This is a genomic window from Streptomyces sp. NPDC090106, assembly GCF_044747265.1.
Classification (GTDB): Bacteria; Actinomycetota; Actinomycetes; order Streptomycetales; family Streptomycetaceae; genus Streptomyces.
This window is the reverse complement of record NZ_JBIVDS010000004.1, coordinates 390,493-412,463: the sequence shown is the minus strand read 5'-3', so window position 1 is coordinate 412,463 and position 21,971 is coordinate 390,493. Positions and strand designations below refer to the sequence as shown.

General features: G+C 70.4%; 18 protein-coding genes. 9 read left to right on the top strand and 9 right to left on the bottom strand.

Annotation, left to right across the window (positions count from 1 at the left end; genetic code table 11):
- Window positions 1-60: 60 nt before the first annotated feature.
- Entirely contained in the window at window positions 61-885 is an 825-nt protein-coding gene (locus ACIPSE_RS15625) for a maleylpyruvate isomerase family mycothiol-dependent enzyme (protein WP_401662599.1), read from the bottom strand.
- Window positions 886-1,068: 183 nt separating this feature from the next.
- On the opposite strand from ACIPSE_RS15625, the gene ACIPSE_RS15620 reads away from it, so the two are divergent.
- Window positions 1,069-1,893 carry a carbon-nitrogen family hydrolase gene (locus tag ACIPSE_RS15620; protein ID WP_401662597.1) on the top strand — a complete coding sequence of 275 codons (825 nt, stop codon included), beginning with the start codon at window positions 1,069-1,071 and terminating at the stop codon, window positions 1,891-1,893.
- A 24-nt stretch (window positions 1,894-1,917) separates the two neighbouring features.
- Here the strand turns inward: ACIPSE_RS15620 and ACIPSE_RS15615 are convergent, their stop codons facing one another.
- From ACIPSE_RS15615 to ACIPSE_RS15600, 4 genes are all read right to left on the bottom strand, one after another.
- The gene (locus tag ACIPSE_RS15615) at window positions 1,918-2,415 is read right to left on the bottom strand and encodes an LURP-one-related/scramblase family protein (protein WP_401662595.1); all 498 of its coding nucleotides are present in this window, start codon (window positions 2,413-2,415) and stop codon (window positions 1,918-1,920) included.
- A gap of 90 nt (window positions 2,416-2,505) precedes the next feature.
- Window positions 2,506-2,730 (bottom strand): DUF6458 family protein, encoded by a 225-nt coding sequence (locus ACIPSE_RS15610; protein ID WP_401662593.1) that lies wholly within the window; start codon window positions 2,728-2,730, stop codon window positions 2,506-2,508.
- 56 nt (window positions 2,731-2,786) lie between these two features.
- A complete protein-coding gene (locus ACIPSE_RS15605; protein WP_401662591.1) occupies window positions 2,787-4,082 on the bottom strand; it encodes a M18 family aminopeptidase in 1,296 nt (431 codons plus the stop codon).
- A 99-nt stretch (window positions 4,083-4,181) separates the two neighbouring features.
- On the bottom strand, window positions 4,182-6,008 hold the full coding sequence (locus ACIPSE_RS15600) for an acyl-CoA dehydrogenase (protein ID WP_401662589.1): 1,827 nt from the start codon (window positions 6,006-6,008) through the stop codon (window positions 4,182-4,184).
- Between the two features lie 201 nt (window positions 6,009-6,209).
- Here ACIPSE_RS15600 and ACIPSE_RS15595 point away from each other — a divergent pair, with 201 nt between their 5' ends.
- From ACIPSE_RS15595 to ACIPSE_RS15585, 3 genes are all read left to right on the top strand, one after another.
- Window positions 6,210-6,680, top strand: coding sequence for an SseB family protein (locus ACIPSE_RS15595; protein WP_401662587.1), 471 nt, complete (start codon window positions 6,210-6,212; stop codon window positions 6,678-6,680).
- 107 nt (window positions 6,681-6,787) lie between these two features.
- A complete protein-coding gene (locus tag ACIPSE_RS15590) occupies window positions 6,788-7,759 on the top strand; it encodes a pirin family protein (protein WP_401662586.1) in 972 nt (323 codons plus the stop codon).
- A 120-nt stretch (window positions 7,760-7,879) separates the two neighbouring features.
- Entirely contained in the window at window positions 7,880-8,968 is a 1,089-nt protein-coding gene (locus ACIPSE_RS15585) for an AI-2E family transporter (RefSeq protein WP_401662584.1), read from the top strand.
- On the opposite strand, the gene ACIPSE_RS15580 is transcribed toward ACIPSE_RS15585, so the two are convergent.
- The gene (locus ACIPSE_RS15580; protein ID WP_401662582.1) at window positions 8,911-11,073 is read right to left on the bottom strand and encodes a SpoIIE family protein phosphatase; all 2,163 of its coding nucleotides are present in this window, start codon (window positions 11,071-11,073) and stop codon (window positions 8,911-8,913) included. The two genes, ACIPSE_RS15585 and ACIPSE_RS15580, sit on opposite strands and share 58 nt — an antisense overlap.
- Window positions 11,074-11,280: 207 nt before the next feature.
- Between ACIPSE_RS15580 and aspS the strand changes: the two genes are divergently transcribed.
- The 5 genes from aspS to ACIPSE_RS15555 all read left to right on the top strand — a co-directional run bounded on the left by aspS (window position 11,281) and on the right by ACIPSE_RS15555 (window position 17,539).
- Complete coding sequence (gene aspS / locus ACIPSE_RS15575) at window positions 11,281-13,044, top strand: aspartate--tRNA ligase (protein ID WP_401662580.1); 1,764 nt, start codon at window positions 11,281-11,283, stop codon at window positions 13,042-13,044.
- A gap of 134 nt (window positions 13,045-13,178) precedes the next feature.
- Complete coding sequence (locus ACIPSE_RS15570; protein WP_401662578.1) at window positions 13,179-14,156, top strand: intradiol ring-cleavage dioxygenase; 978 nt, start codon at window positions 13,179-13,181, stop codon at window positions 14,154-14,156.
- A gap of 189 nt (window positions 14,157-14,345) precedes the next feature.
- On the top strand, window positions 14,346-15,674 hold the full coding sequence (locus tag ACIPSE_RS15565) for an MFS transporter (RefSeq protein WP_401662576.1): 1,329 nt from the start codon (window positions 14,346-14,348) through the stop codon (window positions 15,672-15,674).
- Between the two features lie 107 nt (window positions 15,675-15,781).
- Window positions 15,782-16,729, top strand: coding sequence for a dioxygenase (locus ACIPSE_RS15560; protein WP_401662574.1), 948 nt, complete (start codon window positions 15,782-15,784; stop codon window positions 16,727-16,729).
- A gap of 222 nt (window positions 16,730-16,951) precedes the next feature.
- Window positions 16,952-17,539, top strand: a complete 588-nt coding sequence (locus tag ACIPSE_RS15555) for a hypothetical protein (protein WP_401662572.1) — start codon at window positions 16,952-16,954, stop codon at window positions 17,537-17,539.
- A gap of 25 nt (window positions 17,540-17,564) precedes the next feature.
- On the opposite strand, the gene ACIPSE_RS15550 is transcribed toward ACIPSE_RS15555, so the two are convergent.
- The 3 genes from ACIPSE_RS15550 to ACIPSE_RS15540 form a co-directional block, all read right to left on the bottom strand.
- Window positions 17,565-20,639: an FG-GAP repeat domain-containing protein gene (locus ACIPSE_RS15550; protein ID WP_401662570.1), complete on the bottom strand. Its 3,075-nt coding sequence runs from the start codon at window positions 20,637-20,639 to the stop codon at window positions 17,565-17,567.
- Between the two features lie 151 nt (window positions 20,640-20,790).
- Entirely contained in the window at window positions 20,791-21,156 is a 366-nt protein-coding gene (locus ACIPSE_RS15545; RefSeq protein ID WP_401662568.1) for a PH domain-containing protein, read from the bottom strand.
- A 151-nt stretch (window positions 21,157-21,307) separates the two neighbouring features.
- Window positions 21,308-21,772 carry a hypothetical protein gene (locus tag ACIPSE_RS15540; RefSeq protein ID WP_401662566.1) on the bottom strand — a complete coding sequence of 155 codons (465 nt, stop codon included), beginning with the start codon at window positions 21,770-21,772 and terminating at the stop codon, window positions 21,308-21,310.
- Between the last annotated feature and the right edge of the window lie 199 nt (window positions 21,773-21,971).

Here is a 21,971-nt window from a genome sequence, read left to right as displayed (position 1 = left end):
CACCCCGCAGGCCGTGGGACCGCCGCGGAGACCCGCGGGCCGTGCCGGGCGCGCCCGGGACTACCTGGTGACCGTGAAGTTCCGCAGGATGGCCGCCGTCAGTTCGGCGTCGCCCTCCGTCTTCAGCCGGTCCTGCACCGCGTCCGGGGTGACCCGCCCGCAGGCGAGCCTGACGTAGGTCTCCCAGTCGAGGGTGAGGGTGGCCGCCGGGCCGAGGGCGGGGGCGGTCTCCAGGGTGCCGCGGCCCTGGATGTCGACGCGGATCGTGCGCAGGAACTCCACCGGGCCGTGCACGTCGAAGACGATGGCCGAGCTGCGGGGCGCGTCGGCCTTCTCCGCGACGACCGCGGGCAGCTCCGCGAGCAGGACGTCGCGGGCGATGTGCGCGCCCGGCGAGTCGAGGTTGCCGGGGCGGCCGAGGGCGGCCCGCAGGTCCTGCTCGTGCACCCAGACGTCGAAGGCGTGCCGGCGCATCGACTGCTCCAGCGTCAGCTCGGTGCTGTAGGGGCCGCGCACCTTGGCGCCCGGGTCCCGCGACTCGTTGCGCAGCTGGCGGTTGCGGCGGATGATCACGTACTCCAGCTCGGACGTCATCTCGGGCGCCGTGTGGTGGCGGCGGACGTCGACCTGCATCTCCGTGTACCGCTGCTGCTCGTTGGTGACGTGGTAGAGGTCGCGCGGCAGGGTGTGGATGGGGCGGGGGTCGCCGAGCATCTCGCAGTCCAGACCGATGACATGGGAGACCACGTCACGGACCGACCAGCCCGGGCAGGGCGTACGCCGGTTCCACTCTCCCTCCACGAGCGGGGTCACCAGCTCCGATATCGCGTCGATGGAGTGGGTCCAGGCGTCGGCGTAGGGCTGGAGGGTGGGATGCAGACTCACGGAACGGGACCCCTCGGCGGTCGGTACACGGGCGGATGAAGCGGCGGCGGCGTTGCCTGCGGGAGGTGGCTGACGGCGGGTGTCTGGGACGCTAAGTTACGCTGCTGTGAGGCACCCCGGCAGTGCTTTCGTGTGACGATCGTAGGCCGGTCTTCACGGCTCGAATGCCAGGACGGTGGTAGTGTGCGCGCCTCGTTGATCCAAATCGCCGTAACCGAGGGTGAATCGGTCGAATCGCGTCGGCTGCGTGCGGCCTCGCTCGTCCGCGAACAGGCCGGGGCGGATCTGGTCGTCCTCCCGGAGCTGTGGACCACCGGCGCGTTCGCCTACGAGGAGTTCGCCACCGGCGCCGAGCCGCTGGAGGGGCCGACGTACGAGGCGATGGCGAAGGCGGCGAGCGACGCGGGCGTGTGGCTGCACGCGGGCTCGATCCCCGAGCGCGCGCCGCTGGGCGACGGTTCCGCCGAGGGCGCCACCGAGGGCGCCCTCTACAACACCTCGCTGGTCTTCTCCCCCTCCGGTGAGCTGGTCGCCGCCTACCGCAAGATCCACCGCTTCGGCTTCGACAAGGGCGAGGCCGTGCTGATGGGCGCGGGCCACGAGCTGGTGACGGTCCGTCTGCCCGCGACCACCCTCGGCCTGGGCACCTGTTACGACCTGAGGTTCCCCGAACTCTTCCGCGGGCTCGTCGACGCCGGCGCCGAGACGTTCGTGCTGTCCGCGGGCTGGCCGGAGCGGCGCCGGGCGCACTGGACGCTGTTGGCCCGGGCGCGGGCGCTGGAGAACCAGGCGTTCCTGCTCGCCTGCGGAACGGCCGGGACGCACGCGGGCGTTCCGCAGGCCGGGCACTCGCTCGTGGTCGACCCGTGGGGCGAGGTCCTCGCCGAGGCGGGCCCCGGCGAGGAGGTCCTCACCGTCGAGTTCGACCCCGCCGAGGCGGGCGCGACCCGGGAGCGGTTCCCGGCGCTCAAGGACCGGGTGCTGGGCCTGGACGCCCCGCGCCGCTGACGCCGCCCCGCCGTCGCCGCCCCCTCAGTCCTCGCCGCGTTCCTTCTCCGCCAGGTGGATCACACAGACCGCCACCGCGATCAGCAGCGCCGGGTCGGCGTCGTCGCGGACGATGTCGACGCCGTAGGTCTCGCGCAGGTGCATCCAGCGGCGTGAGACGACGGCGAGCAGTTCGCCGTCGTACTCCACGGCGAACTCCCGGTCGAGGATCTTGCCGCTGACGTCGAGTTCGGTGCTGCCGTCGGCGAGGGCGACGCGGTAGTGGTTGCGCAGCAGGGACAGCCGCTTGCGCTTGATCGTGGCGAGCGGCTCGCCGTCCCGCTCGATCAGCATGGTGTCGCGCAGGGCGAGCATCTTCTGCCGGATGTCGATGAGGACCCGCCCCTGGCGGTCCTTCAGCTCGAAGGTGTCCCGCAGGCGCATCGCCTTGCCGTCGACGAGGAACACCTTGTTGCCGTCGGTGTCCTCGATCCAGTAGTCGTCACCGAAGCCGAGGAGCCGGTCGCGTACGAGGAATCTCATGTCCTCACCGGTTCCCCGGGCGGCTTCCGAGCGGCCGGGCCTTCACGGAATCCGCACAAGTCCGGTTCGTCCGCCGTGCCACCGCGCGGCTCACATGTCCCGGTAACGGCGGTCGTCCTCGACGACGGTGGTGGCGGGCGGCACCATGACCCGCCTGCGCCGGGCGATGCTGCTGAACGTGGCGACGCCGATCAGGCCGACGGCCATGAAGATGATGCCGACGAGGTCGAGATTGACCCCCTGCATGTCCCAGTCCGTCGCGAACGTCAGGATCGCTCCCACGGCGATCAGGATGATGCATCCGCCGAGACCCATGGCTGTCCTCCCTGGAGGGTGATTCCGTCGGGGCCGGGTACCCGGCCCCGGGCGGTTCACCCCTCCAGGAACGCGACCAGCGAATTGGCCAGCAGATGCGGGTCGTCCGTGCCGCACAGCTCGCGGGCGCTGTGCATCGACAGGATGGCCACGCCGATGTCGATGGTCCGGATGCCGTGGCGGGCCGCGGTGATCGGACCGATCGTGGTGCCGCACGGCATGGAGTTGTTGGAGACGAACGACTGGAAGGGCACACCGGCCTTCTCGCAGGCCGCCGCCCAGATCGCCCGGCCCGAACCGTCCGTGGCGTAGCGGTTGTTGACGTTGACCTTCAGGATCGGCCCGCCGTTGACGCGCGGGTGGTGCGTCGGGTCGTGCCGCTCCGCGTAGTTGGGGTGCACCGCGTGACCGGTGTCGGAGGAGAGACAGACCGTGCCGGCGAACGCCCGCGCCCGGTCCTCGTAGGAGCCGCCGCGCGCGAACACCGAACGCTCCAGCACGCTGCCGAGCAGCGGCCCGTCCGCGCCCGTGTCGGACTGCGAGCCGTTCTCCTCGTGGTCGAAGGCGGCCAGCACCGGGATGTACGACAGCCCGGTCTCGGCCGAGACGGCCGCCAGCGCGGCGACCCCCGCGTGCACCGACAGCAGGTTGTCCATCCGGGGCCCGGCCACCAGCTCCTGGTCCCGGCCCAGATAGGCGGGCGGCTCCACGGAGTGGACCATCAGGTCCCAGCCGGTCACCTCGCCCGCGGCGATCCCGCTCTCCTCCTCCAGGAACGCGATCAGATCGCCGTCGCGGACGTCGCTGCCGAGCCCCCACACAGGCTGGAGATGGCGCTGCTTGTCGAGCTTGAGGCCGTCGGCGGAGACGGAACGGTCCAGGTGGATCGCGAGCTGGGGGACCCGCAGCAGTGGACGTCCGACGTTGACCAGCCGGGTCGTGCCGTCCCGCAGGGTCAGCCGGCCCGCGAGCCCGAGGTCGCGGTCGAGCCAGGAGTTGAGCAGCGGACCGCCGTAGATCTCGACGGCGATCTGCCGCCAGCCGTGCGCCCCGGCGTCCGGCAGCGGCTTGACGCGCAGATTGGGGGAGTCGGTGTGCGCGCCGACGATCCGGAACGGCGTGTGCGGCTCGGCGCCCTCGGGCACGAACCAGGCCACGATCGCACCGCCGCGCAGCACGTACTTGCCGCCGCTCGTCCCGTCCCAGGCGTCCGTCTCGGCGACCTGCCGGAAGCCGGCCTTCTCCAGCCGCTCGGCGGTGTTCGCCACGGCGTGGTACGGCGAGGGGCTCGTCGCGAGGAAGGACATGAGGTCGTCGGTGTGGCCGCGGTCGAAGCGGGGGGGTTCGCTCATGGTGTTCACCTTAACGACGTACGAGGGCCCGCTCCCGGCGATGGGAAGCGGGCCCTGGCGCGGACGGTGCGGACTTCCGGACAGCTGTGCCGATGTGTCCTAGAACGCGGCCTCGTCCAGTTCCATCAGGTCGAGCTCGACGCCCTGGGCGAGCTTGCGCGCACCCGTGACACCGGGCAGGACGGTGGCCGCGAAGAACTTCGCAGCCGCGATCTTGCCGGTGTAGAAGGGCACGTCCTTGGCGGAGGCGGTCTGGAGCTTCTCGGCGGCCACGGCCGCGCCCTTGAGGAGCAGGTAGCCGACGACGACGTCACCGGAGGCCATCAGCAGCCGGGTCGTGTTGAGGCCGACCTTGTAGATGTTCTTGACGTCCTGCTCGGTGGCCGCGAGGTCGGTCAGCATCAGACCGACGATCGCCTCCAGCTCGACGGCCGCCTTGGCGAGGTGCTCGCGGGCGGTGGAGAGCTCCTCGCCGCCGGTGCCCAGCGCCAGGAACTTCTTGATGTCCTCGGCGAGCGAGTTCAGCGCCGCGCCCTGGTTGCGGACGATCTTCCGGAAGAAGAAGTCCTGGCCCTGGATCGCGGTGGTGCCCTCGTAGAGGGTGTCGATCTTGGAGTCCCGGATGTACTGCTCGATCGGGTACTCCTGGAGGAAGCCGGAGCCGCCGAAGGTCTGGAGCGACTGGGCGAGCTGCTCGTAGCCCTTCTCGGAGCCGTAGCCCTTCACGATCGGCAGCAGCAGGTCGTTCAGGGCGTGCTCGGCCTTGGTGTCCTCGCCCGCGGCGGCCTTGACGGCGATCGCGTCCTGGACGGAGGCGGTGTAGAGGACGAGCGCGCGCATGCCCTCCGCGTACGCCTTCTGCGTCATCAGCGAGCGGCGCACGTCCGGGTGGTGGGTGATGGTGACCTTGGGCGCGGCCTTGTCGCCGAAGGCGGCCAGGTCGGTGCCCTGCACACGCTCCTTGGCGTACTCCAGGGCGTTGAGGTAGCCGGTCGACAGCGTCGAGATGGCCTTCGTGCCGACCATCATCCGGGCGAACTCGATGATGCGGAACATCTGGCGGATGCCGTCGTGCTTGTCGCCGATCAGCCAGCCCTTGGCGGGGTGGCGGTCGCCGAAGGTCATCTCGCAGGTGTTGGAGGCCTTCAGACCCATCTTGTGCTCGACGTTCGTGGCGTAGGCGCCGTTGCGCTCGCCCAGCTCGCCGGTCTCGAAGTCGAAGAGGTACTTGGGCACGAGGAAGAGGGAGAGCCCCTTGGTGCCGGGCCCGGCGCCCTCGGGACGGGCCAGCACGTAGTGGAGGATGTTCTCCTCCATGTCGTGCTCACCGGACGTGATGAACCGCTTCACGCCCTCGATGTGCCAGGAGCCGTCCTCCTGCTGGATCGCCTTGGTGCGGCCGGCGCCGACGTCGGAGCCCGCGTCCGGCTCGGTCAGCACCATGGTGGAGCCCCAGGTCTTCTCCACGGCGATCTGGGCGATCTTCTTCTGTACGTCGTTGCCCTCGTCGTGGAGGATGCCGGCGAACGCCGGACCGGAGGAGTACATCCACACGGCCGGGTTGGCGCCGAGGATCAGTTCCGCGTACGACCAGATCAGCGACGGGGGAGCCGTCGTGCCGCCGATGGCCTCGGGCACGCCCAGACGCCAGTACTCGGACTCCATGAACGCTTTGTACGACTTCTTGAAGGAGGGCGTGACCGGCGCGGTGTTGGTCTCCGGGTCGAAGACCGGGGGGTTGCGGTCGGAGTCGGCGAAGGACTCCGCCAGCTCGTTCTCCGCGAGGCGCGTCAGCTCGTCGAGGACGCTTTTCGCGGTCTCGACGTCCATCTCCTCGAAGGGACCTGTGCCGTACAGCTTGTCGCGGCCGAGTACTTCGAAGAGGTTGAACTCGATGTCGCGGAGATTCGACTTGTAGTGCCCCATGGCGACGGCTCCCTGGAGAGACGGGCGAGGCACTGGATCCTCGCGCTAGATCACATACCGGCAAGTAGCTTCGATACGATGATGCTACCCGTCGGTAATAAGCCGCAACCCCGATCCGGCCATCTGTGACGGTTCCCACCGGAACGGCCGGGGCCGCCATCCGCCCCCGCCGCTCCCGGTGGGCTGGGTACGCTTGCGCCCATGTACGGCTACGACCAGAGCGCGGGCGCGCAGCAGCAGTACGCCACGCAGCAGCAGATGCCCGGCGCGGCCGGCGGGTACGGCCAGCAGCCGCCGCTGTACCCCGAGCCGTCGGCGCCGTCGCTCGCGGACGCGGTGCGGGCGTTCACCACGGGCCAGCTGGCGGCCGAGGACTTCCAGCAGGTCTTCGCCACGTCGAAGGTCTACTGCCCGCGCGGGGACAACCCCGGCTTCCTCGCCCTGCACAACACCCAGCAGCCGGTGATCCCGATGTTCACCTCCCTCAAGGAGCTGCGCCGGTACGCGGGCAAGGAGTCCAAGTACTTCGTGATCACCGGCGCCGAGGTGATCGACCTGCTGCCCACCGGCTACGGCTTCGTGGTGGACATGGAGGGCGAGCACCGGATGGTCTTCGACGCGAAGGCCGTCGAGCAGATGGTGGAGTTCGCCATGCGCCGGATGTACGGCTGACGCGTACCGACGAGAGCCCGGAGGGAATGCCCTCCGGGCTTTCTCTGTTACGGGTGGCAGAAAGTTCAACACTCAACTAAAGTGGTCGCATCAAGGAGGTAGGAACCATGCCTGCAGTGACCGTCGAGAACCCTCTGACGCTGCCGCGCGTCACCGCGCCCGCAGACGCCGTGGCCCGTCCCGTACTCGCCGTCACGACCGCGCCGAGCGGTTTCGAGGGCGAGGGCTTCCCGGTGCGCCGCGCTTTCGCGGGGATCAACTACCGGCACCTGGACCCGTTCATCATGATGGACCAGATGGGTGAGGTGGAGTACGCGCCTGGAGAGCCCAAGGGGACTCCTTGGCATCCGCACCGCGGCTTCGAGACCGTGACCTACATCATCGACGGCGTCTTCGACCACCAGGACAGCCAGGGCGGTGGCGGCACCATCACCAACGGCGACACCCAGTGGATGACGGCGGGCTCCGGCCTGCTGCACATCGAGGCGCCCCCGGAGTCCCTCGTCGTGTCCGGCGGCCTCTTCCACGGCCTCCAGCTGTGGGTGAACCTCCCCGCCAAGGACAAGATGATGGCCCCGCGCTACCAGGACATCCGCGGCGGCAGCGTCCAGCTCCTCACCACTCCGGACGGCGGCGCGCTCCTGCGCGTCATCGCCGGCGACCTGGACGGGCACGCCGGACCCGGCATCACCCACACCCCGATCACGATGATCCACGCCACCGTCGCCCCCGGCGCCGAGGTCACCCTGCCCTGGCGCGAGGACTTCAACGGCCTCGCCTACGTGCTGGCCGGACAGGGCACCGTCGGTGCCGACCGCCGCCCGATCCGCACCGGCCAGACCGCCGTGTTCGGCGACGGCGGATCCCTGACGGTGCGCGCGGACGAGAAGCAGGACTCCCACACGCCCGACCTGGAGGTCGTGCTGCTGGGCGGACAGCCGATCCGTGAGCCCATGGCCCACTACGGCCCGTTCGTGATGAACACCCGCGAGGAACTCCAGCAGGCCTTCGAGGACTTCCAGAAGGGCCGCCTGGGGACGATCCCCGCGGTGCACGGGATGTCGGAGGGCGGCCTGTAAGGGCACGCCGACCCCCGAGGGACGACCAGGGCCCGGAGACGCGACCGACCGCGTCTTCGGGCCCTTCCCGTTCGGCCGAGCCCGCGCGACAGGGGAACTGACGTATGGCCAGATGGGAGCATGCAGGCTCCCGTGCGTCCCTTGCTTCCCGAAGTCGTTCGGCGGTTCGCCGCCTGGTGTGCGGTGGCGCTGTTGCTCGCCGGGGTCGTCTACGTCGGGATCCGGTTGTGCGTGGAGTTCCGGACCGCCGTGGTGCCGGTGCTGCTCGCGCTGCTCGGGACCGCGCTGCTGGGGCCGTTGCACCGGTGGCTGGTCGAGCGGCGGATGAACCGGTCGCTGGCCGCCGGGCTCACCTGTGTCGCCGTCGTGTGCGTGGTGGGCGGGGCCGTGTACATCGTCGTCGCGGCGCTCATCGACACCGGGGACCAGATCGTCGCCTCGCTGAAGAACGCCGCGCAGGACATCGCCGCGCACTTCGGTGCGGCCGGGACCTCGCTGGACGATCTCGCCTCCAACGCCAAGGAGTTGCTGACCAAGTTCGGCGGCACGGCCGCCTCGGGGGTGATCAGCGGGGTCAGTGTCGTCGGGGAGACGCTCGCCATGGCCGTGCTCGCGCTCTTTCTCGTCTTCTTCTTCCTGCGGGACTCCTATCGGGCCTCCGGTGCCGTGCGGTCGCTCTTCCCCCGGTCGGCGGGGGATCTCGCCGAGGCCATCGCCCGGCGGGCCTTCGAGGCGGTCGAGGGGTTCATGCGGGGGACCACCCTCATCGCGCTGATCGACGCCGTCTGCATCACCGTCGGGCTGCTGGTCCTGGACGTGCCGGGCGCGGTCGGGCTCGGGGCGCTGGTGTTCGTGGGGGCCTACATCCCCTATCTGGGCGCCTTCATCTCCGGGGCGGTCGCCGTGCTCGTCGCGCTCGCCGACCGGGGGTTCGTGATCGCGCTGTGGGCGCTCGGGGTGGTGCTCGCCGTGCAGGTCCTCGAAGGGCATGTGCTCCAGCCCGTGATCCAGAGCCGCACCGTGCAGATGCATCCGGCGGTCGTCATGGTGGCCATCACCGCGGGGGCCTCGGTCGCCGGCGTCCTCGGGATGCTGCTGGCCGTCCCGCTCACCGCCGCCGTCTTCGGGGTGGTTCACGAACTGCGGCTGCGCTACTCCTCGGAGGCACCGGAGGAGGCGGCGGGCTCGGCGGGCTCCGTCGGCTCGTAGAGCTCGAACCAGATGCTCTTGCCCCTGCCGCGCGGATCGACGCCCCACGCGTCCGCGAGCAGCTCGATGAGCATCAGGCCGCGCCCGGAGGAGGCCAGTTCGCCGGGGCGGCGCTTGTGGGGCAGGTCGTCGCTGGTGTCGGTGACCTCGACGCGGATGCGGCGGGCCGCGGCCGAGCCGTGGACCTCGGCCAGCAGCAGCGCGTCCGCGTCGGTGTGGACGAGGACGTTGGTGAGCGTCTCCGACAGCAGCAGGACCGCCGAGTCGACCTGGTCGCGGGAGGTCCAGTCGTGCAGCAGCTCCCGCAGCTGCTCGCGGGCGACCGCGACCCGCTCCGGCTCCGCCTGGGCCACGGTGAGCATCGTGCGCCGGATCGCCGGGAGGGTGAGCGCGGGACCGCCGCACGCGCAGCCGGCGCCCTCGCGGTGCAGCAGCAGGACCGCTATGTCGTCCTCGCGGCGGTCGGTCAGCGGGCCCCTGGTGTGGTGCGAGGAGGGGCCGTGGACCGCCTGGACCAGGGCGTCGGCCAGGGCCTCCAGGTCGTCGCCCCGGTGGCCCTCCAGGATGGAGCGCACCCGCTGCCAGCCGGTGTCCAGGTCGTGGCCGCCGGTCTCCAGCAGTCCGTCCGTGCAGACCATGACCGTCTCGCCGGGTTCCAGGGTGAGGCGGGTCGTCGGGTAGTCGGCGTCCGGGTCGATGCCGAGCGGGAGGCCGCCGTCCGTGCGGCGCAGCAGGACGGTGCCGTCGGCCATGCGGATCGCGGGGTCGGGGTGGCCGGCGCGGGCGATGTCCAGGGTGCCGTTCGCGGGGTCCACCTCGACGTAGAGGCAGGTCGCGAAGCGCAGGTCCGGGGAGTCCTGGTCGTCGTCGTAGGTCATGCCGTGCAGGAAGCGGGAGGCCCGGGAGAGGACCGCGTCGGGGCGGTGACCCTCCGAGGCGTAGGCGCGCAGCGCTATGCGGAGCTGGCCCATGAGGCCCGCGGCGCGGACGTCGTGGCCCTGGACGTCGCCGATGACCAGGGCGAAGCGTCCGCCGGGCAGCGGGATCATGTCGTACCAGTCGCCGCCGACCTGGAGGCCGCCGCCGGTGGGGACGTAGCGGGCGGCGACCCGCATGCCGGGTATCTCGGGGCCGAGCTTGGGCAGCATGGAGCGCTGGAGTCCGTCGGTGAGCTCGCGGGCGGACTCGGTGGCCTCGGCACGGGAGAGGGCCTGGGCGAGCATGCGGGCGACGGTGGTGAGGACCGAGCGTTCGTCGGGGGTGAAGGCGACGGGGTAGGTGAAGGCGGCCATCCAGGCGCCCATGGTGCGGCCGGCCACGGTCAGCGGGAGGAAGGCCCAGGACTGGCGGCCGAAGTGCTCGGCGAGCGGCCAGGTGACCGGGTAGCGCGACTTGTACTGCTCGGGGGAGGAGAGATAGACCGCGCGGCCGGTGCGGACGACCTCCGTAGCCGGGTAGTCCGTGTCCAGCGGCATATGGGTGAAGGGGTCCTCGTCGCCGGGCTGCTGTCCGTGGTGGCCGATGATTTTCAGCCGGTCGCCCTCGGCGCCGAAGACGGCCAGTCCGTCCGGGGAGAAGCCGGGCATGGACAGCCCGGCCGCCACCCGCAGGACCTCCTCCGTGGAGCGGGCCTCGGCGAGGGCGCGGCCGGCGTCCAGCAGGAACGCCTCGCGGGAGCGGCGCCAGTCGCCCGTGATGGCGGCGGAGCGGGCGGCCACGGTGCCCGGGGAGGGGTCGGTGACCTCCTGCATGGCGCCGATGAGGACGTAGGCGCGGCGTGCGGGGTCGTAGCGGGGCTTGGAGCGGCTGCGGACGACCCGGATGATCCGGCCCTGCTCGTCCATGATCCGGATGCGGACCTCGGCGAGGGTGTTCTCGGCGACGGCGAGCTGGACGACGCCGGTGATCTCGTTCCAGTCCACGGGGTGCAGCCGGGCCCGGGTCTGGGCCTCGGTGAGGGTGGTCGGCTCGGGGGGCAGCCCGAGCAGCCGGGCGGCCTCGGCGTCCACCGTGACCAGGGCTTTCGCGGTGTCCCAGTGCCACAGGCCGGTCGCGAGGGCGGCGAGGACCTCCCCCACGGCGGGCAGGGGCTCACCAGTGCGCATTGCCCCACTGTAAGAAGAGGTGATCGGAAAGTGCCACTGATCGCGGCTCGGCCGCGCTCCGGCCGGGGGTCTCTCGCGGGCCGTGCGGCCCTCCGGTCAGGCCGCCGGGCCCGGTAATGGTGGGGAGTCGATCTCGGGGGCCCCGGTAGGCTGGGGGTGTTTCACGTGAAACAAGCCCCCCGATCCGCGAAGACTGGATGAACGACGATGCATCGGTACAGGTCCCACACCTGCGGCGAGCTCCGCTCCTCTGACGTCGGTACCGACGTCCGGCTGAGTGGCTGGCTGCACAATCGGCGCGACCTGGGCGGCATCCTCTTCATCGATCTGCGGGACCACTACGGCATCACGCAGCTCGTCGCCCGTCCCGGCACGCCCGCCTACGAGGCGCTGGACAAGGTGTCCAAGGAGTCCACGGTCCGGATCGACGGCAAGGTCGTCTCCCGGGGTGCCGAGAACATCAACACCGAGCTGCCCACCGGTGAGATCGAGGTCGAGGTCGGCGAGGTCGAGCTGCTCGGCGCCGCCGCGCCGCTGCCGTTCACGATCAACACCGAGGACGGGGTCAACGAGGAGCGGCGCCTGGAGTACCGCTTCCTGGACCTGCGCCGCGAGCGGATGCACAAGAACATCATGCTGCGGTCGTCGGTGATCGCCTCGATCCGCTCCAAGATGGTGGCCCTCGGCTTCAACGAGATGGCGACGCCGATCCTGTCCGCGACCTCCCCCGAGGGCGCCCGTGACTTCGTCGTGCCGTCCCGGCTCAACCCGGGCAAGTTCTACGCCCTCCCCCAGGCGCCGCAGCAGTTCAAGCAGCTCCTGATGATCTCCGGCTTCGACCGCTACTTCCAGATCGCGCCCTGCTTCCGCGACGAGGACGCGCGTGCGGACCGTTCGCCGGGCGAGTTCTACCAGCTCGACATCGAGATGTCCTTCGTCGAGCAGGAGGACGTCTTCCAGCCCGTCGAGCGGCTGATGACGGAGCTGTTCCAGGAGTTCGGCGGCGGCCGTGAGGTCACCTCGCCGTTCCCGCGGATCCCGTTCCGCGAGTCGATGCTGAAGTACGGCTCGGACAAGCCGGACCTGCGGGCCCAGCTGGAGCTCGTCGACATCACCGACATCTTCGAGGGCTCGGAGTTCAAGGCCTTCGCGGGCAAGCACGTGCGCGCGCTGCCGGTGCCGGACGTCTCCGCGCAGCCCCGCAAGTTCTTCGACCAGCTCGGTGACTACGCCGTCTCGCAGGGCGCCAAGGGTCTGGCCTGGGTGCGGGTCGCCGAGGACGGTTCGCTCACCGGCCCGATCGCCAAGTTCCTCACCGAGGAGAACGTGGCGGAGCTGACCAAGCGGCTCTCGCTGGCCGCCGGTCACGCCGTGTTCTTCGGCGCGGGCGAGTTCGACGAGGTCTCGAAGATCATGGGCGCGGTCCGGGTCGAGGCCGCCAAGCGCGCCGGGCACTTCGAGGAGGGCGTGTTCCGGTTCTGCTGGATCGTCGACTTCCCGATGTACGAGAAGGACGAGGAGACCGGCGCGATCGACTTCTCGCACAACCCGTTCTCCATGCCGCAGGGCGGTCTGGAGGCCCTGGAGACCCAGGACCCGCTGGACATCCTGGGCTGGCAGTACGACATCGTCTGCAACGGTGTCGAGCTGTCCTCCGGCGCGATCCGCAACCACGAGCCCGAGATCATGCTGAAGGCGTTCGAGATCGCGGGCTACGACCGTGAGACCGTCGAGGACAAGTTCGCCGGCATGCTGCGCGCGTTCCGCTTCGGCGCCCCGCCGCACGGCGGGATCGCCCCCGGTGTCGACCGCATCGTGATGCTGCTGGCCGACGAGCCGAACATCCGCGAGACGATCTCCTTCCCGCTCAACGGCAACGCCCAGGACCTGATGATGGGCGCGCCGACGGAGCTGGAGGAGGCCCGGCTGAGGGAGCTGCACCTGTCGGTGCGCAAGCCGCAGCCGAAGTAAGGCAAGACTTGCAACTCGCTTGAACGCAAAGGGACTTGAAATCGCCCGTCGATTTCAGGTCCCTTTCGCATTGCCCCGGAATTCCTGCTGTTTTCTCAGCCTGTTGACAGGGTTCATACCTAACTTCCAGGCGCATGACAGCGAATCATCAGCCTCAAGAGGCCACAGACGTACGTGATGTGACGCGCCGTAAGGTCGTCGCGGTGGGCGCCGGAGCGGTCGCGGCGGTGGGTGTGGGCGGGACCGCGTTCGCGGCGAACGCCTTCGAGGGCGCACCGGGGAGAGCGAAACCGGCGGCGGCGGGCGAGGACTGCTATGTGCTGACCTCGGAGACCACCGAGGGCCCCTACTACATCGACGCGGACAAGATCCGCCGTGATGTCACCGAGGACAAGGAGGGCATCCCGCTCCTTCTGAGGATCAAGGTCATCGACAACGAGACCTGCGCGCCGATCCGCAACGCCGCCGTGGACATCTGGCACTGCGACGCGGTGGGCATCTACTCCGGGTACGAGGACATGGGCAACGGCGGGGGCGGGGGTGGCGGTCCGGCCCCGACGGGCACCCCCACCGACGTCCCCACGGACGTGCCCACCGACGTCCCGACCGGCCCGCCCCCGGGCGGCGGTGGCGGCGGTCACCAGGAGCCGACGGACGACACCCGCTATCTGCGCGGCACCTGGCGGACCGACCGGCACGGCCAGGTCACCTTCAAGTCGCTCTTCCCGGGCTGGTACCGGGGCCGCTGCATCCACGTCCACGTCAAGGTGCACGTCAACGGCGAGTGGACGGACGCCGGGTACGAGGGCGGCAACACCTGCCACACCGGCCAGTTCTTCTTCGACGAGGAGTCGGTGCTGCTGACGACGGTCGTGGAGCCGTACGCCTCCAACGCCGCCGAGCGCACGACCCTCGACGAGGACACCATCTACGACGGCACGGGCGCCGCGGGCGGTCTGCTGAGGCTGCGGTACCGCAAGGACGACATCGCCCGCGGCGTCCTGGCGTCGATCAAGGTCGGTGTGGACCCGGAGGCGACGAACGACGGCCAGGACGGGGGCGGCGGCCCGGCGCCGACCGACTCGGCCTCCCCGTCCGCGTCCGCGAGCTGAGCCGTAGCGCAGCACCGAGGGGCCCCGGCCGAGTGCCGTGGGCCCCTCCGTCGTTCACATACATGGTTACGTGGACAGCCCATTGACCTGGAGGGCTTGCCTCCATATCGTTCCCAAGAACGTGATCGTGATTCATGCATATGAACAACAGATGTACGGCAAGATGGGAAGACAACGATGTCAGAGCCGATGTCAGCACCCGAGTCCCGCGCCGTCGGCAAGTTCCTGCGCCGGATGATGCCGCTGCTGGTGCTGATGCTGCTGGTCAACAACCTGGACCGGACGAACATCGGGTTCGTCCAGGAGGACCTCCAGGCCGACGTGGGCATCGGCGCCACGGCGTACGGCCTGGGGGCCGGACTGTTCTTCATCGGGTACGCCCTGTTCGAGGTGCCCAGCAACATGCTCCTGGAGCGGTTCGGGGCCCGGGTCTGGCTGACCCGGATCATGATCACCTGGGGGCTGGTGATCGTGGCGATGTGCTTCATCCACAACGTCACCATGTTCTACGTCCTGCGCTTCCTGCTGGGGGTCGCCGAGGCGGGCTTCTTCCCCGGCGCCATGCTCTACATCACCCAGTGGCTGCCCGACGCCCACCGCGGCCGGGCCACCGCGATCTTCCTCGGCGGGTCCGCGGCGGCCGGCATCATCACCGGCCCGATCACCGGCGCCCTGCTGGAACTGCACGGCGCGGGCGGGTTCGCCGGCTGGCGCTGGATGTTCGCGATCGAGGGCACCTTCTCGATCGTCGTCGGGATCGCCGCCGGGTTCTTCCTCGTCTCCCGCATCGAGGACGCGCGCTGGCTGGCCGACGACGAGAAGCGGGCGCTGCGCACCGCCGTCGCCCGGGACGAGGACGTGCGCAGCCGGGCCCCGCGCACCTCGCGCTGGAAGCTGGTGCTGCACCCCCAGGTCGCCCTGCTCACCGGCGCGTTCTTCGCGATGACGCTCACCGGGTACGCGATCACCTTCTGGCTGCCGAGCCTGATCGAGGAGATCGGCGGGCTGTCGTCCTTCCAGGTCGGGCTGCTCTCGGCCATCCCCGCCATCTGCTCGATGCTCGCGATGTACCCGCTGAGCCACTTCACCGACCGCGCGCCCGACCGGCGCCCCTATCTGGCGCTGATGCTCGTCCTGTCCGCGATCGGCACCTATCTGGCCACCCTCGGCTCGCCCTGGTTCGGGCTCGCCGCGATCACCCTCGCCGGGGTGGGGTCCAAGTGCGCGGCCACGCTGTTCTGGCCGATGGCCCAGTCCGGCCTGGACCTGCGGATCGCCGCACCGGGGCTCGCGCTCATCAACTCCCTCGGCAACCTGGGCGGATTCGTGTCGCCCACCCTCTTCGGCTACCTCAAGGACACGACCGGCAGCACCAACGGCGGCCTGTACACCCTGTCGGCGGCCTCGCTGCTGGCGGTGGTCGCCGCCCGGTACATCCGCGGCGCCCGGGCGACGGACGGGGCGGCGCTCGCGCAGGGCGCCGGGGGGACGGCGGACACGGCTCGCGCGGCCAAGTGAAGACCATCGGGCTGAAGCTCAGGAAAGGCTTGCCTATCCTCAGCCTGTGATGTGATCACAGGCCGTTCCCGTGGGCCTCCAAGGATTCTTACCTACGTTCCTTGCCCATGACGGGAAATCAGCAGAGCACCGAACCGAAGCACAAGCGGGACCTGACGCGCCGCAAGGTCGTCGTGGCGGGTGCGGGCGCCGCCGTCGCCGTGGGCGCGGGCGCCGCACTCGCCTCGGGCGCGTTCGCGGACGAGACGACGGGCACCGCCTCCGCCACCGCGAGCGACTCCGCCGCCGAGGCGTGCTACAAGCTCACCTCGGAGACCACCGAGGGGCCGTACTACATCGACGCGGACAAGATCCGGCACGACATCACCGAGGACAAGGAGGGCATCCCGCTCGTCCTCAAGCTCAAGGTGATCGACTCCGAGACCTGCAAACCGATCGCGAACGCCGCCGTCGACATCTGGCACTGCGACGCGCTGGGCATCTACTCCGGCTACGAGGCCATGTCCACCGGCGGTGGCGGCATCCCCACCGACGCGCCCACCGACGCGCCCACCGACGCGCCCACCGACGGGGCCACGCCCACCGGTGAGCCGCCGTCCGGCGCCCCCTCCGGCGGCACCGGCGGCTCCATCCACCAGGAGCCCACCGACGACGAGCGCTACCTGCGCGGCACCTGGCGGACCGACAAGCACGGCCAGGTCACCTTCCAGACCGTCTTCCCGGGCTGGTACCAGGGCCGCTGTGTGCACATCCACACCAAGGTGCACGTCAACGGCGAGTGGACGGACGCCGGGTACGAGGGCGGCAACACCTGCCACACCGGCCAGTTCTTCTTCAGCGAGGAGTCGGTGCTCGCCTCCGCCGAGGTCGATCCGTACTCCACCAGCACCACCACCCGCACCACGCTCACCGAGGACACCATCTACGACCAGAGCGGCACCACGGGCGGTCTCCTCAAGCTGAAGTACAACAAGAAGAACATCGCCAAGGGCGTCGTCGGCTCCCTCACGATGGGCGTCGACCCGGACGCCGAGAACGACAACACCACGATGTAGGACGCACGGCGTACGCACGGCGTACCGACCCGCCGGGGCGCCCGGGGACCTGACGGTCCCGGGCGCCCCGCGCGCGTGAGGTGCCATGGACGACTCACAGGAGCCGTACAGAGGCTCCGACGACTCCCCACAGCGGCCGGGCTTCTCATGGGACGTACCGGGGCGGGTCCGCCCCCGCCCGTGGGGTACCCGAAGAGGGCCCTGTGACCGCTGGAGGAAGCGATGGTCGTCGTCGTGCTGCTCGCCCTGTTGCTGATCGCCGGAGCCGTGTTCGGCGTCGTTGCCCAGCGACGGCAACGGCGCGGGCGCCAGGAGCGTCCGCAGACCGGCGCGGAGATCCCGGCCGCCGAGCCGGTGGCCGCCGCCGTGCCCTCCGACGGACGGGACGAGGCCGAACGGTGGCTCGCGCGGCTCGGCGGCGGCCTGGTCGGCCTCGACGCCGGACCCGACCGGGCCGCCGCGCAGGCGCTCGCCGACGCGGGCGAGCGCTGCCGGGCCGCCCGCGAGAACCTGGCCGCGGGCCACTACGAGCGGGTCACCCGGAACGTGCTGGAAGGGCTGCACTACGTCCGCGGGGCCAGGGTCGCCCTCGGACTCGACCCCGGCCCCGCCCTGCCCGCCCTCGGCACCCCCGCCGTCACGGCCCGCGACGGCCGCGTCCTCGTCGAAGCCGTCACCTACGTCGTCTCCAACCGCCGCCGGGACGCGACGCCGTACTACTACGCCGGAGGCGTGGTCGCCGGCCGCCGCGTCCCGGGAGGCTGGTACAGCGCGCCCTGGTGGGCGGGGCGGGCGCCCGCTCTGCTGTGACACCGCCCCGCCGCCGATCAGACGGCTAGGAGAGGAACTTGTACCCGCCGAAGCCGGTCGCGATCTTCACCCGGCCCGCGAAGGACCCCTTGCCGTTGCCGGTGTTGCGCCACAGGGTGCCGCCGGTGTCGCGGGAGACCAGGTCGGCCTTCCCGTCGTCGGTGATGTCACCGACGCCGACGACGGTGTTGTAGGAGGCGCCCCAGGCGGTGAAGAGCTTGACGCGTGCCTTGAAGGTGCCGTCGCCCTTGCCGTCGTAGCGGTAGAGGTTGTTCGACTTGTCCTGGGCGAGGAGGTCGCCGATGCCGTCGCCGTTGAGGTCCCCGGCGCCGATGACCTTCTTGTACGTCTTCCAGTTGTCGTAGAGCTTCACGCGCGACGACAGCTTGCCGGTGCTCGTGCCCTTGTACAGGTACACGGTCCCCGTGGAGGCGTTGCGGGCGATCAGGTCGGGACGGCCGTCCCCGCTGACGTCACCGGGAGCCGTCAGCACGTCGTACTGCGTCCAGCCACTGGTCGCGAGGGTCGTGTACGACGTCGACGGCTTGACCGTCTTGTTGCAGCCCGGCTTGTACAGGCGCAGCGCGCCCGAGCTGTACCGGACGAGGACGTCGTTGCAGCGGTCGCCGCTCAGATCGCCGACCGGGATCGCCTTGACGCTGGTCGCCCAGCCGGAGCCGGTGAACTTGTCGCCGAACTTGCCGGTGCCCGTGCCCTCGTGGAAGGTCAGGCCGCCGGAGGAGTTGAGGGTGAGCAGGTCGCCGCGGCCGTCGACGCCGTCGACGCTGACATGGTCGTGACGCACCGGGGAGCCCTGCTGGAGGAAGACCTCGCCCGAGGTGACCGTGTCGGTCGTCGCGCTGCCGAGGCCCTTCGCCCTCAGGGTCCAGGTGAGATGGCCGTTGGGGAAGTAACTCCCGCTCGCCGTCTTCCCGTTCCAGGACGCCGACAGCCGGGCCGTGGTCGCGCCGCCGGTGATCGTCCGGGTGCCCTTGCCGGTCGGGCCGCTCTGCACCGAGGTGAAGGTGAGCGACCAGGAGGTGGCGGGGCGGGACAGCACCGCCTCGACCGTGAGGGACGTCCCCGCGGACAGGTAGGAATCGGCCGACGCCTCGAAGGCCGTCACCGCCGACGGGGCGATGCCGGTCGTGGTGACGTGCGTGCGCTCGTAGGCGTCGGTCCACGCGACCAGGCCCGTGTACTCGTCGACCGTCCAGCGGTAACGCCGGTCCTGGTCCAGGGCGTTCGGGGCGAGGCCGGAGGCGATCGTGCGGGTGGTGCCGGTGGCCGCCTCGGTCAGGACCAGCGTGTCGGCCGTGTGGTCGTGGCGGACCGTGAAGCCGTCGCCGAGGAGGACGTCACCGGGGGTGACCGCCGTCGACGTACCGGCCTTCGTGTCGTACACGCCCGCCGAGTCCGTGCCGCACGCCCAGTACAACCAGCGTCCGGCGGCCTGGAGTTCGCTCGGGACGCAGGACAGGTTCGGGACCGTGACCGTGCCGAGCGTCTTCTCCCGCGCGATGTCGTACGAGGTCAGCCTGCCCGCGGTGGTCGTGGCGCTCCACAGGGTGGGGCCGTTGAGGGCGGCGGCGCGGACGGTCCGCGTCAGCTTCGTCGCGTAGCCGAACTGGCCGACGTACTGGGTGGAACCCGCGTCGTAGACCGCGTAGTCGTCGGAGACGTCGACGACCGATCCGCCCTTGGTGCCGAACTCCAGGGGGACGTACCCGATGGAGACCAGGCGGTCCTCGCCGTTGTACGTCGAGAGGTAGACGTCCTCGTCGTCGAGGTTGCCCCACAGCTGCACGCAGGTGGTGCCGGTGTAGGGGCAGACCGCGGTGGAGGAGACGGAGGAGCTCGCCGTCGCGTCGGACGCCGTCAGCAGGCCGGAGCCGTCGGTGGTGAGGGTGCGCACGGACGTCGTGCGGTCGGACTCGGCGACCCGCAGGCTGCCGCGGCTGAGCGAGAGGCCCGTCTTGGCGTTCTCGATCGCCGGGGACTGCTGCACCTTCTCCAGGGTGAGGCCGCCGTCCTCGGCCCGGCCCACCCGCTGCACCCACCAGTCGGTGGCGTCGGTGCCGCCGGTGACCAGGGCGGTGCCGTCACCGGCCGCGAGGGCGTACGGGTTCGCGCTCGTCAGCAGGGTCTGCCGCACGGACGGGTCGTCGATGTCGACCGCGACCAGCTGGGAGCCCAGCGCGCTGGACGACAGCGGCAGCAGCAGCCAGTGGCCGACCAGGACCGGGTCGCCGTCCAGGGCGCCCGGGTTCTCGGGCAGCGTGACCACCCGCTCGGCGGCGGTCGGATCGGTGCGGGACTTCAGATGCAGTTCGGCGGTGCCGTTGTAGTACCAGCCGACCAGGTCCTCGCTCATCACGAACGAGGAGTTGCCGGTGGCTTCCGGGAAGACCTCGGTGCTCACCGCCGACTCGACGTCGATGTAGTGCAGCGAGCCGTAGGTGGTGTTCTGCACCAGCAGCCCGGAGGCGTCCGCCGCCAGGACACCGCCGGCCGTCACGGTCGCCGTGTCCCCGGTGACCCTGCGGGTGCGCCACTCACCGTCGACCTCGTCGATCAGGGAGTAGGAGGTCACGATCGTGTCCCCGGCGAGCGCACGGTAGTAGCCCTGGCCGCTGGAGCTCCAGCCGACCTTCCGGGAGGTGGCCGTCGCCGGGTCCCAGAGGGTGGCGTACGCGTCGTTGGCGGTGGTCGGCAGGGCGACGAGGTCGCCGTCCGTGCCGTACCAGGCCGTACGGCACTCGGCGCCGATCGTCGTGCAGCCCGTGCCCGGGGTGTAGACGCCGGTCTCGTTCTCGACGGTGACCGTCGCGCCGGTCGTGAAGTCCGTCCACAGGAGTCCGTCGCGGCCCGTCTGCCGGTGCAGGAACCCGGTGTCCCCGTCGACGTAGGGCCGGTCGGTGCGCGGGGTCGTCGAGCTGGGGTCGACGAGCGTGACCGCGGTGGTGGCCACGGCGGTCTCGGCGGCCTGCGCGGAGTCGTCGCCCTCGGTGAGGACGACGACGGACGCGGTCGCCACGGCGACCGCGAGCGAGGAGACGGCGGCGGTCAGACCGCCCCGTCTCAGGGCGTGTCTGCCCACGTGAGTTTCCCTCCCCTGCGAGGGCCCCCGCCCTCGCACAAGTGGCCGGATATTACCAAGACTTGGTCAACTTCCGGCCAGTGCGGAGGGGGAGGCGGGAGGGCCGTGGCCCGCTGCTTCGGCTTCTGCTTCGCCGCTTCTGCCGCTGCTGCTACTTCGCGACGAACTGGGTGAGGATCGCCTGCACCTCGTAGATGTCGACGCCCTTGGTGAAGGTCTTCTCGATCGGCACCGAGCTGCCCGAGACCCAGATCTTCAGCTCGGCGTCGAGGTCGAAGGTGCCGGCCGTCTCCACCGCGAAGTGCGTGATGCTGCGGTACGGGATCGAGTGGTACTCGACCTTCTTGCCGGTGATGCCCTGCTTGTCGACCAGGATCAGCCGGCGGTCGGTGAACATGATGACGTCACGGACCAGCTGGTACGCCGCCTGGACGCCCTCACCGGCGCCGAGCAGCTTGGCGAAGTCGGCCTGGGCCTGACCCGGATCGATCGTGTGCGCGTTGCCGAAAAGTGCCATGGATGAACCCCCCACGAGTGATCTTCTGATGATCTTCGGGCATGTATAGCGCCTTGTGGGGGTCTCTGCCTAGCTCGTCGGCCCGTCGGTGGCCGATCGGTCGCGGAACCGTCACGTGCCCGTCGCGAACCGGTCGGCCGCCGGGGCCGGCTCAGGTGTCGTACGTCCCGTCCCACGGCGGTCCGAAGCCCAGCCGGTCGGGGTAGAGCTCGGCCCAGGGCTCCTCGTCGTCCTCCTCCACGACCAGCCCGAACAGCACGCCCTCGAAGGTGAGCTGGAAGGGCATGACGGCGATGTCGGTGTATGTCCGGCGCGGCAGGCTGCGTAGCAGCTGGGCGAGGCGCGCGCGGGCACGGCCGACGACGGTGCCGTCGGTCTGGGCCTCGGCCCAGGTGCCGGCGCACCAGATCTCCGAGTCGCGGTAACCGCCCTCGGCGTCGAAGGTGTGCAGCACGGCGTACAGCCGTTTCTGCTCCTCCCAGCCGTCGCCGGGGCGGAACCCCTTGGGGAAGGCATAGGTGACCGACCCCAGGAACTGCCCGTCTTCGTAAAACCCGATGGCCTCGGTGTGCCCGCGCGGCTCGTAGGCGATCGGGATGACCCGTGGTACTGCCATGGCGCAAACCCTACGTATGTTTTCTGGCAAGTTCCGCCCCCTGTCCACCACTTGATCACCCAGCGGCGGAAAGATTCACGGCCCCCTTGTCGATCTCCACGACCACGGACGAGCCGCGGGTCTCCCCGCCCCTCCCGTAGCAGGAGGACTCATCCGTGACCGCATCCTCCCACCGCCGCTCCCCACGCGGGCGCCGGAC